Here is a 13,782-nt window from a genome sequence, read left to right on the forward strand (position 1 = left end):
TGACACCGCGAGCGCGAATGCGCGGGCCGCATTACACGGCCCGCGCGGTCGCGTTCAAACCGTGACCGCGCGGCGCTCGGTCAGCCGGTTCCACAGCAGCGCGGAGCGGCTGCCGCTTCGACAATACGCGAGCACCGGCTTCGGCAGCGCATCGACCAGCGCGCCGAACGCGTCGACCTGCGCATCGTCGATCCCGTCGCGCTCGACCGGCAGATAGCGCGCGTCGAGCCCGAGTTCACGCGCCGCGGCGGCGATCTCGTCGAATGCCGGCTGGTCGGCGCTTTCGCCGTCCGGCCGGTTGCAGATCACCGCACGGAAGCCCGCATGACGAATCGCCGTCAGCTCGGCCGGCGTGATCTGCCGCGACGCGGTGAAGCCGGTCGCGGCCGCGGCCCGGCATTGTTCGAGCGCGCGAGCGAAACACGCGATCGCGAACTCGGCGTCCTGTTCCGTCGTGAAGCGGCCGAAGCTGATGCGCACCGTGCGGCTCGCGGCGGCGGCATCGAGGCCGATCGCGATCAGCACGTGCGACGGCGCACCGCTCGTCGAGTTGCACGCGGACGTCGACGACACCGCGAGCGCATCGCCGAGCATGAACGGGAAGAAGCCCGGCACGTCGACGGTGAAGCTCATCGTGTGCGGAATGCGGCGCGCCGCTGCCGCGTTGTGCGTGATGTCGCCGAGCGCGAGCAGCGCGTCTTTCACGCGTGCGCTGAGCGCCGCGATCCGTGCGGCTTCGCGCTCGAGCTTGTCGGCGGCCAATTCACACGCGACGCCCATCCCGACGATCTGATGCGTCGCGAGCGTGCCCGAACGCAGGCCGCGCTCGTGTCCGCCGCCGTGGATCTGCGGCGCGATGCGATCCGCGATGTCGCGGCGGACGAACAGCGCGCCGATCCCTTTCGGGCCATATACCTTGTGCGCGGACATCGACAGCAGGTCGATGCCGAGCGCGCGCACGTCGATCGGCGTCTTGCCGAGCGCCTGCGCGGCGTCGACGTGCAACAGCGCGCCGGCCGCGTGGACGATGCGCGAGATCGCGCCGATGTCGGTCAGCGTGCCCAGCTCGTTGTTGACGAGCATCAGCGACACGAGCCCCGTATCGGCGCTGAGTGCCGCGGCTACGGCGTCGGCGGTGATTTCGCCGTCGGCGTTCGGCGACAGATAGGTGACCGTCATTCCGTGCTTCGACAGGTTCGCCGTCGTGTCGAGGATCGCCTTGTGTTCGAGGCGGCTCGTGATCAGGTGGCGCTTGCCGGTCGCGGTTTCCGCGTAGCCCTTCAGCGCGAGGTTGTTCGATTCGGTCGCGCCCGAGGTCCAGACGATCTCGTCGGCGTCCGCGCCGATCAGCGCCGCGACCTGGGCGCGTGCGTGCTCGACCTTCTGCTTCGCCAGCCGGCCGGCGGCGTGCGAGCTCGATGCCGGGTTGCCGAAGATGCCGTCGGCGCCGAGGCAGGCCATCATCGCTTCGATCACGCGCGGATCGGCGGGCGTGGTGGCGGCGTAGTCGAGGTAGTGCAGCGGGGTGGTATCGCTCATGTGCTGATCGGCTCGTTCTTTTCGTGACGGAGGAAATGATACGAGGGTGAGCGGGGAAAAAGGATCCAAATTCAGCCGTGGATTCAGAACGATGTGGAATAACGTTTTATCGTTATCGAATATGGCGAATTTATTTTCTTGCGGGTTCGGCGGACGGACCGTCGCATGCGGCGCATCCCGCGACGATCGCGCCCGCCGCCGCGCTACCGGCCGTCCGCGGCTGCCGCCTTCGCCCGATCCTGTTCGGCCGCGAGCGCCGCATCTGCGGCCTGCGCGCGCTGGATCGCCGGGCGGGCCAGCACGCGGTCGATATACGCGCGCACGGGCGGCGTTTCCGGCATCAGCTTGAACATCGTGGTCCAGCTCAGCGCCGAGCCCCACAGCACGTCGGCTGCGGTAAACCGCTCGCCGAGCAGATACGGGCCGCCGGCCAGTTGCGCGCCGATCGCGGCGACGACGGTGTCGAAGTCGCCATACGGCGACGTCGAATACGCGGCCGGCGCGCGGTTCATCGAGCGGTCGACGATGGCCGGCTCGAAGCACGAACCGTAGAACGCCATCCAGCGCAGATACGGGCCGCGCAGCGCATCGCCGGGCGCCGGCGACAGGCCGGCTTCCGGATACAGCTCGGCCGCGTACAGATAGACGGCCGTCTGCTCGGTGACGATCACGTCGCCGTGGCGCAGCGTGGGCACCTTGCCCAGCGGGTTGAGGCGAAGGAACTCGGGTTCGTGCTGCTTGCCGGCGGACAGGTCGAACGCGTGGATCTCATGGTCGGCGCCGAGCTCTTCGAGCAGCATGCGCGCGCCGGCCGATCGGCTGCGCGGCGAGTGATAGAGGGTCAGGTGGCGGTCGTGCGGCATCGCGGGCTCCGGTGGGGGATGGGACAAGCGCTCAATGTAGGCCGATCGCGCGGCGCCGTATTGGAAAAACCCGCCGTGGCGGTGCATCATCGCGCGGTCACCCCAACGGTTCGTCGCCATGACCGCCCTGCGTCACGTGACCGACACGCCGAAAGGCGTCGTCGGCCCGAAAGCCCTCAATCAGCGCTTCCGCCTGAATCGCTACTATCCGCGCGCCGAACTCGCCGGCGTGCTGGACCACCACTGGATCGTCGAGTGGGACTTGCGCGATCAGCCGCCGCACGTGCAGCGCACGCTGCCGTATCCGTGCGTGAACCTCGTGTTCGATCGCCGGCGCACGGGCATCTTCGGCGTGGTGTCCGGCGCGTTCGAGACGACGCTCGCCGGCGCGGGACGCGTGCTCGGGCTGCGGTTCCGGCCGGGCGCGTTCCGCGCGTTCTTCGGCAAGCCGGTGCACCTGATGACGGACAAGGTGTTGCCGGTGTCGACGCTCGGGCTCGACGAGGCCGACGCCGAGAACGCCGTGCTCGGCGCCGGCGACGATGCGGCGATGGTTGCCGCCGCGGAGGCGCTGCTGTTGCGCGTGCTACCGCCGGCCGATCCGCAGGTCGAGCGCATCGATGCGATTCTGCGGTTGCTGCAGCAGGACGCGGCGCTCACGCAGGTGCGCGATCTCGCCGAGCGTGCGGGGTTGAGCGAGCGCACGCTGCAGCAGCTCTTTTCCAGCTACGTGGGCGTGACGCCGAAATGGGTGATTTGTCGTTATCGTCTGCACGAGGCCGCCGACCGGCTCGCGGGGGGGGAGCCGGTCGATCTCGCGGAACTCGCCCATTCGCTCGGGTATTTCGACCAGGCGCATTTCACGCGCGATTTTCGCAAGCTGGTCGGCAAGGCGCCGGCCGAATATCGGCGCGACGACGGGCATGCGTGACGGGGCAGCGGCGGCTTCGCGACGCGCAACGGGAAGCCGTTGCATCATGCACGTCGGGGCGCTGTTCGCGCGTCGTCGATTCGCGTAGTCTGCGCGCTACGGTCGCGTTGCCGGTCGGCCACTGCCGCCCGGCCGGGCGTTTCGCCACAAAATCGGGAGCTTGTCGTGTTTCACCGGAATTCCATGTTGGGTCGTCTGGATCTGCTGCGGGTGCTGTGCGTGCCGATGGCGGCGCTGATGCTGGCCCCGACCGCGACATATGCGGCGGCCGAGCGCGTCGTTGAGCCGGCGCGCCCGCCACACGCGGCACACGCGGCACACGCCTCGCCGGCCGGCGCGCGCGAGCCGTCGGCCCCGGCGCGTGTCGTCGGCGACGATCCCGTTGCGATCCGCGACGCGCTCGCGCAGCGGCATCTCGCGAGCACGCCGGCGTCGCTGGGCGATCGCGTCCGCCGCCTGATCCCGGGCGGCGACAAGCATCGCGCGAACCCCGAGCTGGCCGCGATCGGCCTGGATCGCAAGGTGACGTTCCTCGTGCCGGCCACGTATGGGCTGCGGTATCAGACGCAGCAGCGTCTGCTGACGGTGGACGTCGACATGGTCAACGCCGATGGCGAAGGCCGCACCGGCATCCTGCTCAGGAAGGCCATCACGGGGCCGCGCGGGCGCGGGCTGGTGATCGCCGCCGAGGCTAAAGCGAAAGGCTATATCCAGCGGATCGACATCATCGAGCTCGATCCCGGCAAAGGCGGGAAGACCACCGTGCGCGGGCGCGTGCGGCTTTCGTCCGCCGCGTACGCGCAAACGCACGGCGAATTCGCGATCGCGCTGTCGGGCCGGCTGGTGCAACCGTATCTGACCGAACACGTCGAGCACGCGGAGCCGACCGACGACGAGCCGACCGACATCACGACCCACACGTCGCGGCTGTACCTGGATATCGACACGATTTCGCTGGTGAACCCGGCAAGCGGCGCGGTGCTGTCGAAGAATCTGAGTTTGTCGAAGTAGTGGTCTTTCGTGCGCGGCCGGCTGGCCGCGCGTGCCGGCGCGAGCCGATGTTCTCTAGCGCGCCGCAGCACGCCCGGCGCGTCCCGCCCGACCCATCCCGCCACCCTCTGGCCACGCCCCCGAACCCCCGCCGCACGCCATCCGCGGTGCGCGCCCTAACACCATCGTATAAGGTGCGAACTCCCATCTGGTGATATTGCGCGGCCCGACTGTTCTCTAGACTTCACATCAATCCTTCTACCGCAACGAATTCCGGAGAACAGCATGGACCGTACCCTGCATGCGATGTCAGTGTTCAGCCAGGTCGCGCGCCTGGGCAGCTTCACCGCGGCGGCCGAGATGCTCGGCATCAGCGCGGCATCGGCCAGCACGCTGGTGCGCCGGCTCGAGGAGCATCTCGGCGCAACGCTGCTGCAGCGCTCCACGCGCTGCGTCCGGCTCACCACGGAGGGCGAGCAGTATCAGGAGCACTGCCAGCGCATTCTCGGCGAGATCGAGCTGATGCAGCAGCAACTGAGCGGCGCCGGGAAGATCGCGCGCGGCCGGCTGGCGGTGGATCTCGATCAGGAAGTCGCGCATTCGGTGTTGCCGTTCCTGCCGGTGTTCCGCGCGAACCATCCGGAAGTGGGCTTGCGGGTCGACGTCGGCGGCGACGCGGACGGCCTGATCGCGAACGGCGTCGACTGCGCGGTCGTGGTCGGCCAGCTGGCCGACTCGTCGCTGCGCAGCCGGCGCGTCGGGCACTTCCATGCGGTGACGGTGGCGAGCCCCGACTATCTGAAGGCGCGCGGCACGCCCGTCGACCCCGACAGCCTCCATTGCCACGACGTGATCCATTACACGCCGCGGCGCTTCGGTCCGGTCCGCGAGTTCCGTTACACGGTGGACGGCGCCGAGACGCGGCTCAAGCTGGCGGAGCGCATTTCCGTCAATGACGTGCGTTCGGCCGTTCGATACGCGGTCGAAGGCGTCGGCATCGCGCAGGTGAGCGAACGGATGGTCGCGGAGGAGTTGGCGAAGGGCACGCTCGTCAGCATTCTCGGCGAGTACGGCCCGCCGCCGCTGCCGATTTCGGTGCTGTATCCGGATCGACGCCAGGTGCCGATGTCGATCCGCGCGTTCATCGACTGGATGCAGACGCAGCTTCGCGATCTGGAAATCGCCAGCTTCGACCACACGTCGGCGCCGAACGGCGGGCGCGACGCGGCGCCGTACTGGACGCCGAACAGCGAGCGCAACAGCAGCGAGCGGCCGTTCATTACAGCGGGCTTCCAGCCGCTGTCGGCCACGGCGTGAGCCGCGCTGACGAGGCGACGGCATGCGGTTCGGGCGCGGCGTTATACCGAAGTATAGTTTTCGAGCCGATGCCGGCGGCATAGGATGCGGTCGAGCCCGCGGACCTCGAATGCGCGATCTCGCCATTTTTCTGAATTGAAGGTCAAGGACCGCTGGTATGCCGAACCGAGGTATTGTTTCCATCGTCGATGATGACCGGTCCATCCGTCGGGCGACGCGCAGTCTCGTCCGCTCGCTGGGCTGGGACGTGCGCGTCTACGAGTCCGCCGAGGCGTTCCTCGACGCCGATCCGATCGGCGACGTCGCGTGTATCATCTCCGACGTGCATATGAAGGGCATCACCGGCTTGGAGATGTATGCGGCCCTTCTCGAGCGCGGACCGGCGCCTCCCGTGATCTTCATCACGGCTTTCCCATCCGACGCAACGCGCGAGCAGGCGATGAAGCTCGGCGCGATCTGCGTGTTCAGCAAACCGGTCGACCCGGCGCAGATCCAGGAGCGCCTCGAGGACGTCGGCGCGAACAGCGGCCCCCAGTAATCCGAAATCCGTTTTTACCGAGTCACGAGATATGGATAGCAATCGCCAGATGAGCGAGGGTCGCGGCGTACGTGTGGACCACATCATTGCGCCGCCCGAGCTTGCGGCGGTGCCTGCGTCCGCGCTCGGCCCCAATGTCGACGCCCAGCTGCGCACCAGCCCGCGCGCGGTGTACGCGGTCGCGATCGCGCTGGGTCTCGCGGTGTTCCTCGTCGACGCGTTCGCGCCGGTCGACGTCGCGGTCGCCGTGCTGTACGTCGTGGTGGTGCTGCTGGTTGCGTCGGTGGCGTCCACGACGGTCACCGTCGGCACGGCGTGGGCCTGCGTGTCGCTGACCGTGCTCGGCTTCCTGCTCGCGCAAAGCGATCAGATCGCGGTCAGTTCGCTCGCGCGCTGCATCGTCAGCGTCATAGCGATCGTGACGGTGTCGGCGCTCGCGTTGCGCAATCAGAGCAGCCGGGCCATGCTGCAGAACCAGGTCGATCTGCTCAACCTCACGCACGACGCGATCGTCGTGTACGGCCTCGACGGGCGCGTCCGCTTCTGGAGCAAGGGCGCGGAGCGTCTGTACGGATGGCGCGCGCCGGAAGCGTTCGGCGCGGCGTTCCACGAGCTGACGCAGACGGCCGCCGCCGCGCCGATCGCCGAGCTGATCGACACGACGATCCGCGAAGGTTGCTGGCAAGGGGAGCTGACGCGCACGCGCAAGAACGGCGAGACGGTGCTGATCTCCAGCCGCTGGATCGTGTCGCGCGACAAGTCGGGCCAGCCGGTCGCGATTCTGTCGACCGACAGCGACATCACGCAGGCGAAGTCGCTGGAAGCCGAGCTGCGCCGCCAGAAGGAAGAGCTGGTGGCCACGATCGATGCGATCCCTGCGATGGTGTGGAGCACGGCGGAAGACGGCCGCCTGCTGTACCTCAATCGCCGCTGGACCGATTACGACGTCAGAACCCGCGACGGCGCGGACGTGTGGCGCGACATCGTCCATCCCGACGACATCGCGACGCTCGAGGCGGCCTGGCACGATGCGATTTCGTCCGGCAGCCCGTTCGAGGTGACGGCGCGCGTCCAGCTCGGCAGCGGCGAGTATCGTTGCATGATCATCGGCGCGGCGCCGTTGCGCGACGCGGACGGCCGGATTCGCCGCTGGTACGGCGTCAATACCGACATCGAGGCGCGCCGGCAGGCCGAGCAGGCGCTCGAGCGCTCGCGCGCGGAACTGGCCCATGTCACGCGCGTCACGATGCTCGGCGAACTCGCGGCGTCGATCGCGCACGAGGTCACGCAGCCGTTGGCCGCGATCGTGACGTCGGGCGAGGCCGGGCTTCGCTGGCTGAATCACGACGTGCCGGATCTCGACGAAGTGCGCGACTCGATCGAACAAATGACCGACGACGCGCGGCGCGCTACCGATATCATTCGTCAGATCCGCGCGATGGCGAAGCGCAACGACCGCGACGATACGCTCGTCGACGTCACGTCGATCGTCGAGCAATCGATGGATCTGATGCGCCGCGAGCTGCAGAGCCACGGCGTCGAAGTCGCGCAGAGCTGCCAGCCGTCGCTGTGGGTGCGGGGCGACCGCGTGCAGTTGCAGCAGGTGATCATCAATCTGCTGATGAACGCCGTGCAGGCGATGAGCGGCGTCGCCGGCCCCAGGCGCACGCTGGCCGTGTCGACGCGGCTCGTCGACGGCGCGAACGCGCAGATCACGGTGGAAGACTCCGGCCACGGGATCAAGACGCAGGACGCCGATTCGCTGTTTACGCCGTTCTTCACGACCAAGAAGGAAGGCATGGGAATGGGCCTGTCGATCTGCCGTTCGATCGTCGAAGGGCATGGTGGCCGCATCTGGGCCGAATCACAAGAAAACGAGGGGACATCGATGCAGTTCGTTCTACCAGTCGAAGGAATCACGCAGCCATGAGCAACGGTCCCGATCTCATCGCAACGAACTCCGTCGTGTATGTCGTCGACGACGACGACTCGATGCGCAACGCGCTTGGCCGGCTGTTTCGCTCCGTCGGCCTCGGCGTGGAGCTGTTCGGGTCGGCCCAGGAGTTTCTCGATTTCGACAAGCGCGATGTGCCGAGCTGCCTGATTCTCGACGTCCGGCTCAAAGGCCAAAGCGGCCTCGCGTTGCAGGAGCAGATCGTCGCCGGCGATCTTCAGTTGCCGATCATCTTCATCACGGCGCACGGCGACGTCGCCATGTCGGTGAAGGCGATGAAGAACGGCGCATTGGACTTCATGTCGAAGCCGTTCCGCGATCAGGACATGCTGGACGTCGTCCAGAATGCGTTGCTGAAGGACGAGAAGCGCCGCAAGTCGGACGGTCGCCTCGCCGACGTTCGACGCCGCTACGGCACGTTGACGCCGCGCGAGCGCGAGGTGATGAAGTACGTGGTGAGCGGCCTGCTCAACAAGCAGATCGCCGCGGAGATGGGGCTCAGCGAAATCACCGTGAAGATCCATCGCGGCCACGCGATGCGCAAGATGGGCGCGCGAACGCTGCCCGAATTCGTGCTCGGCGCGCAAGCGCTGGGGCTCGATCCCGCGGCGGAGTAACGCTGCCGGCCGCCGCGCCTGCACGAGGCGCTGCGGCGGCGTGAGCGCTGCGGCTTATCGGTTCACGATATGTTTGGGCAGCACCAGCGTGAGACCCAGGCCGGCCAGCAGGCACACGATCATGCACGACACGGGCAGCGCGAAGCTGCCCGACGACTGCTTTAGCACGCCGACCACGTACGGACCGAAAAAGCCGCCGATGTTGCCGATCGCGCTGATCCACGCGATGCCGCTGGCCGCATTGCTGGGGCCGAGCACCGCCGTCGGCATTCCCCAGAACACCGGCGGCACGGACAGCAACCCGGCGTTGGCGATGCACAGCGCGAGCACGGTCAGCCACAGGTTGCCGTGCCAGACCAGCGCGAGCATGAGCCCCGCCGCGGCGAGCAGGAACAGCGCGGCCGTATGCAGGCGCCGTTCGCGGTGACGATCCGCGCTTTGTCCGACCGTGATCATCACGATCATCGCGACCGCATTCGGCAGCGCTGCGATCAGCCCGATGACGAAATCCCTTCCGACGCCGAGCGACTTGATCATCGTCGGCGCCCATAGCGTGTAGCCGTAAATGCCGAACACGTCGAGGAAGTAGATCACGCCGAAGGTCCAGAAAATCCAGCTGCCGAACATCTGGTCGTTGGACGCCGATGCGGCCAGCGCCCGATCCTGGGCGAGCGTGCGGCTGAGGTACACGCGGTCGGCCTCGCTCTCGTGGCGGCTCTGGGTGACGTCGTCCTCGAGATACTTCCAGCAGAGCAGCGCCGCGACGAACGCCGGCAACGCCTCGACGACCAGCATCCATTTCCATCCGGACAGCCCGGCGATGCCGTCGAAGTATTCCATGATGAAGCCGCTCAACGGCGAGCCGATCAGCCCGGACAGCGGAAGCGCCGCGTAGAACGTCGACAGCACCCGCGCACGGTGGTATCGCGGGAACGACTGCGAGATGTAGTAGACGATGCCCGGTACGAGCCCGGCTTCCGCGACGCCGAGCAGATAGCGCATCACGTAGAACTGCTTGGGCGTCGCGATGAACGTAGTCAACGCCGAAACGATCGCCCACGACAGGATGATGCGCGTGAGCCAGCGCTTCGCGCCGACCCGCTGCAGGATCATGTTGCTCGGCACCTCGAACACGACGTAGCCCAACGCGAAGGTACCTGCGCCGAAGCCGAACACCGCGTCGCTGAAACCCAGATCGACCACCATCTGCAGTTTCGCGAAGCTGACGTTGATGCGGTCGACGTAGGCGGCCACGTACGCGAACATGAAGATCGGCAGGATGCGCAGCGCAAGATGCCGCGAAATGCGCGTTTCCCGCGCCGCGTCGTTCGAGTCGCCGCCGTCGACCGGATGATCGGACGAGCGCGTCGCGTTCAGATCCAAGAGGTTCCCCCGTTGCTCGGCGAGAACGGCTGCGTCAATCTGTCCATGGCAATGCCTCCGGTCGTCGATGTCGAATGCCAACAGCAATTCAGGTGTCCGCGCCACGACGCACAGCCGCGCGTGCGCGTCGTTCGCGTGGGCAACGAAGCACAGCCGGGTACTGGATGCGAGTGGAAGAACGGCGACCTCGCCCGCGATCCGGCAACGCGCCCGCAGCGGAGCGTCGGTGTCGGCGAAGGCATGTTTTTCTCGGAGTTCGAAATGGCGCACGCGCCGACGTCCCAATCGATGGGAACGCCGGCGCGCCATTCGAACTCGCCCGCGGATTCTACCGGATCGTATCGGCGCGAGCGCGCTAAGTGCAGTTGCTTCGATCCGGGACGTGGAAGGCGCGCGGACGCGCCGATGCCGTCGCGACGCAGGACGCGTCGCGACGGCATCGGCGGCCGGCGTGGCCGGCACGATCAGCCGGGAAAACCCGGCCGTCGGCTTACTTGATCGTCGCGAACAGCAGGTTCAGCCCTTCGGCGAGAAGCGGGTGAGCGAGGATCGCGTCGCGCACGGACGTATAAGGCAGCTTGCCGATCATCGCCATCTGCACGGCCGACATCACTTCGCCCGCGCCCGAGCCGACCATCGTGAAGCCGAGGATCTGGCCGCTGTCGGGTGCGACGAGCGCCTTCATGAAGCCGCGCGTGGTGCCATTGGTGCGCGCGCGCGGCACGGCTGCCATCGGCAGTTTCGCGACGATGACCGGCGTGTTGCGCGCTTTGGCGTCCGTTTCGTTCAGACCGATGCGCGCCAGCTCCGGATCGGTGAACAACGCGTACGGAATCACCCGCGACGCCGTGCTGCCGCCGCGTCCGTCGATGCCGGCTTTCAGCACGCGATAGTCGTCGAACGACGCATGCGTGAACATCGGCGTGCCGGCCACTTCGCCGATCGCCCAGGTGCGTTGCGCGGTGGTCGCCAGCGTGTCGTCGACCTCGATGAAGCCGCGCGCGTCGCGCTCGACGCCGGCCAGATCGAGGCCGAGGTCGTCGGTGACCGGGCGCCGGCCCGTCGCCACCAGCAGATGGCTGCCTTCGACGGTCGTGCCGTCGGCGAGCGCGACCGTGACGCCGGTGCCCGATCGGCCCTCCACGCTGGCAATGCGTGCAGACAGCCGCAACGCGATCCCGTCGGCTTCGAACGCGTTCTGGATCTCGATGCTGACGTCCTCGTCCTCGCGAACCGCGACGCGCGGCGCGTCGTGAATCACGACGACTTCGCTGCCGAGACGCCGGAACGCCTGCGCCATCTCGAGGCCGATGTAGCCGCCGCCGATGACGATCAGCCGTGCCGGCAGCACGTCGAGGCCGAGCGCCTCGACGTGGGTCAGCGGAGCGGCGTCGCGCAGCCCCGGCACGTCGGGGATCGTCGCCACGGTGCCGGTGTTGATGTAGACGTTCTCGCCTTCGAACAGCTGCTCGCTGCCGTCGGCGGCGCGCACGGCGACGCGTCGCGGCGCGACGAAGCGGCCGGAGCCGATCACCAGATCGAGGCCGGACTGCTCGAACGCGCGGCGGTTGACGTCGACCATCCCGTCGACCACGGCGCGGACGTTCGCGTGGACCCGCGCCATGTCGGCCACCGGATGCGCCGTCGCGTCGGCCGAGCGCCACGCATGCATGTTGCGGGCATTCTGGATCAGCGTCTTGCTCGGAATGCAGGCGACGTTGATGCACGAACCGCCGATCATCCCGCGCTCGATGATGGCCACGCGCTTGCCGCTACGCGCGAGATCCATCGCCAGCGACTTGCCGCCCTTGCCGCCGCCGAGGAACAGATACTCGTATTGTTTGGGGCTTTCCATGACGCGACTCCTCAGGTTGTCCAAAAGATCGAATCCGCGAGGACTCACGCGACCGGAATGGGGTTTTCCGCGAGCGCCTGATTGAACTGCTCGACGAATGCATGCTCGTTCGGGCCGACGTTGTTGCGCAGCGGCTGTGCGATCTCGACCACGACTTCGGTCGTCGCGGTTTCGAGACGCTGGATCGTCTCCGCGATGAACGCGTCGAGCGGCATCGCGCGCGGATCGCCGCTCTTGTGGACGAGGTCCGTATCGACCCACGGCGGCGCGATTTCGAGCACCCGCACGCTCGTGTCGCGCAATGCGAAGCGCTGCGACAGCGTGTACGAGTGAATCGCCGCCTTGGTGGCCGAGTAGAGCGCGGTGGACGCAAGCGGCACGTAGGCGAGAACGGAGCTGTTGTTGATGATGTACGACTCCGGTTGCGCCTTCAGATGCTCGACGAGCGCGGCGCTCAGGCGCACCGGGCCGAGCAGGTTGGTGTTCACGAGCCGCACGGCCTGGGCATCGTCGAGCGCACCGGCGGCATCGTCGAACGGCATGATGCCCGCGTTGTTGACGAGGACGTTCAAGGTTGGATAGTCGGCGATCAGCTGGCGTGCGACGCGCTCGATCTGCTGCGCGTCGCCGACGTCCAGCTCCACCGTGTCGATGCCCGGATTCGCGGCGGCGATCTCGTCGAGCAGGGCGCGGCGACGCCCGGCGACGATCACCTTGTTGCCGCGCCGATGAAGGTTTTCAGCGAGTGCGCGGCCGATGCCCGAGGTACCGCCGGTGATGAAGATGGTGTTACCGGTGAGTTTCATGATCGTGGTTCCTTTGAATGATTGACTTGAGCGGTTGCGAAGTTGGATGACCGAGGTCAGTGCGTGACGGCGTAACGTGCGGCGACGGTGCTGTTCGACAGATGGGGCGTCATGACGCGACGGGCGGCGTCGTAGGCATCCCATTCTTCCGCTGCGTGCAGCGACGGAATCGTGACCAGCTCGTGACGGTCGAAGCCGGTCAGCGCGGCGTCGACGAGGTCGGACGCCGACATCACGATCTCCTTCGGCAGGTTGTCGAGCGGCAGGCCGCCGTTGTCCCAGAACTCGGTGGCCGTCGCGCCGGGCAGAACGGCCTGCACCTGCACGCCTTTGTCGGCGAGCTCGTGATGCAGCGACTGCGTGAAGGCGAGCGTGAACGCCTTGCTGCCGCCGTACACGCCGTTCAGCAGCTCGGGGCCGATCGCGACGATCGACGAGATGTTGATGATCGCGCCGTGACCGCGCGCGACGAAGCCCGGTGCGGCGGCATAGGTCAGACGCGTCAGCGCGGTGACGTTGAGGTCGATCATGCGCGTCATGGCGTCGACGTCGCTTTCGAGCAGCGGCTTGTGCGTGCCGACACCGGCGTTGTTCACCAGCATCGTGATGCTCGCGTCGGTGCGCAGCTTCGCTTCGATCTCGGCGAGCGCGCGAGGATCGCCGAGGTCGGCGGCGATCACTTCGACGTTGCGCTGCGTGTCGTCGGTGATGCGCTTGGCGAAGTCGTTGAGCCGGTCGCGATTGCGGGCCACGAGGACGAGATCGAAGCCGCGGCGTGCGAGCCGTTGCGCATAGATCGCGCCGATGCCCGACGATGCGCCGGTGATGAGTGCGGTGCCTTGATGTGCTTGCGTCATGCTGTTGCTCCGGTGAGGGTGTCGAAGTGCTCGACACGGGCCGGGGAAGCGCATGAGCCGCTTGCGTGATGCCGGTGGCTCGGTGCTGCATGCGCTTCCTCGTTCGTGTCGAGGTAGTGCGATGCAGTGTAT

The 13,782-nt window shown here is 67.3% G+C and carries 12 protein-coding genes; 6 read left to right on the forward strand and 6 right to left on the reverse strand.

Features of this window, described 5'->3' with window-relative positions; genetic code table 11:
* Window positions 1-54 precede the first annotated feature (54 nt).
* Together MYA_RS17470 and MYA_RS17475 are read right to left on the reverse strand one after the other, a co-directional pair.
* Entirely contained in the window at window positions 55-1,539 is a 1,485-nt protein-coding gene (locus tag MYA_RS17470; protein WP_014724382.1) for an aminotransferase class V-fold PLP-dependent enzyme, read from the reverse strand.
* Window positions 1,540-1,742: 203 nt separating this feature from the next.
* Complete coding sequence (locus tag MYA_RS17475) at window positions 1,743-2,402, reverse strand: glutathione S-transferase family protein (RefSeq protein WP_014724383.1); 660 nt, start codon at window positions 2,400-2,402, stop codon at window positions 1,743-1,745.
* Window positions 2,403-2,520: 118 nt separating this feature from the next.
* On the opposite strand from MYA_RS17475, the gene MYA_RS17480 reads away from it, so the two are divergent.
* The 6 genes from MYA_RS17480 (at window position 2,521) to MYA_RS17505 (ending at window position 8,749) form a co-directional block, all read left to right on the forward strand.
* On the forward strand, window positions 2,521-3,333 hold the full coding sequence (locus MYA_RS17480) for an AraC family transcriptional regulator (RefSeq protein WP_011881291.1): 813 nt from the start codon (window positions 2,521-2,523) through the stop codon (window positions 3,331-3,333).
* 183 nt (window positions 3,334-3,516) lie between these two features.
* Window positions 3,517-4,344 (forward strand): hypothetical protein, encoded by an 828-nt coding sequence (locus MYA_RS17485; protein ID WP_014724384.1) that lies wholly within the window; start codon window positions 3,517-3,519, stop codon window positions 4,342-4,344.
* A gap of 264 nt (window positions 4,345-4,608) precedes the next feature.
* Window positions 4,609-5,640, forward strand: a complete 1,032-nt coding sequence (locus tag MYA_RS17490) for a LysR family transcriptional regulator (RefSeq protein ID WP_041494055.1) — start codon at window positions 4,609-4,611, stop codon at window positions 5,638-5,640.
* A gap of 157 nt (window positions 5,641-5,797) precedes the next feature.
* Window positions 5,798-6,178: a response regulator transcription factor gene (locus MYA_RS17495; protein WP_011881294.1), complete on the forward strand. Its 381-nt coding sequence runs from the start codon at window positions 5,798-5,800 to the stop codon at window positions 6,176-6,178.
* 31 nt (window positions 6,179-6,209) lie between these two features.
* Complete coding sequence (locus MYA_RS17500) at window positions 6,210-8,108, forward strand: ATP-binding protein (RefSeq protein WP_041494056.1); 1,899 nt, start codon at window positions 6,210-6,212, stop codon at window positions 8,106-8,108.
* The gene (locus tag MYA_RS17505; protein ID WP_011881296.1) at window positions 8,105-8,749 is read left to right on the forward strand and encodes a response regulator transcription factor; all 645 of its coding nucleotides are present in this window, start codon (window positions 8,105-8,107) and stop codon (window positions 8,747-8,749) included. Before MYA_RS17500 ends, MYA_RS17505 begins: the two co-directional genes overlap by 4 nt.
* A gap of 54 nt (window positions 8,750-8,803) precedes the next feature.
* Here the strand turns inward: MYA_RS17505 and MYA_RS17510 are convergent, their stop codons facing one another.
* The 4 genes from MYA_RS17510 to MYA_RS17525 form a co-directional block, all read right to left on the reverse strand.
* Window positions 8,804-10,132, reverse strand: coding sequence for an MFS transporter (locus MYA_RS17510; RefSeq protein WP_041494057.1), 1,329 nt, complete (start codon window positions 10,130-10,132; stop codon window positions 8,804-8,806).
* Between the two features lie 490 nt (window positions 10,133-10,622).
* Window positions 10,623-11,987, reverse strand: coding sequence for an FAD-dependent oxidoreductase (locus tag MYA_RS17515; protein ID WP_014724388.1), 1,365 nt, complete (start codon window positions 11,985-11,987; stop codon window positions 10,623-10,625).
* Between the two features lie 44 nt (window positions 11,988-12,031).
* On the reverse strand, window positions 12,032-12,793 hold the full coding sequence (locus MYA_RS17520) for an SDR family oxidoreductase (RefSeq protein ID WP_011881299.1): 762 nt from the start codon (window positions 12,791-12,793) through the stop codon (window positions 12,032-12,034).
* Window positions 12,794-12,849: 56 nt separating this feature from the next.
* Window positions 12,850-13,650: an SDR family NAD(P)-dependent oxidoreductase gene (locus tag MYA_RS17525; RefSeq protein WP_011881300.1), complete on the reverse strand. Its 801-nt coding sequence runs from the start codon at window positions 13,648-13,650 to the stop codon at window positions 12,850-12,852.
* Window positions 13,651-13,782: the final 132 nt, after the last annotated feature.

The sequence above is a fragment of the Burkholderia sp. KJ006 genome (genome assembly GCF_000262695.1).
In the GTDB taxonomy this organism is placed as follows: domain Bacteria; phylum Pseudomonadota; class Gammaproteobacteria; order Burkholderiales; family Burkholderiaceae; genus Burkholderia; species Burkholderia vietnamiensis.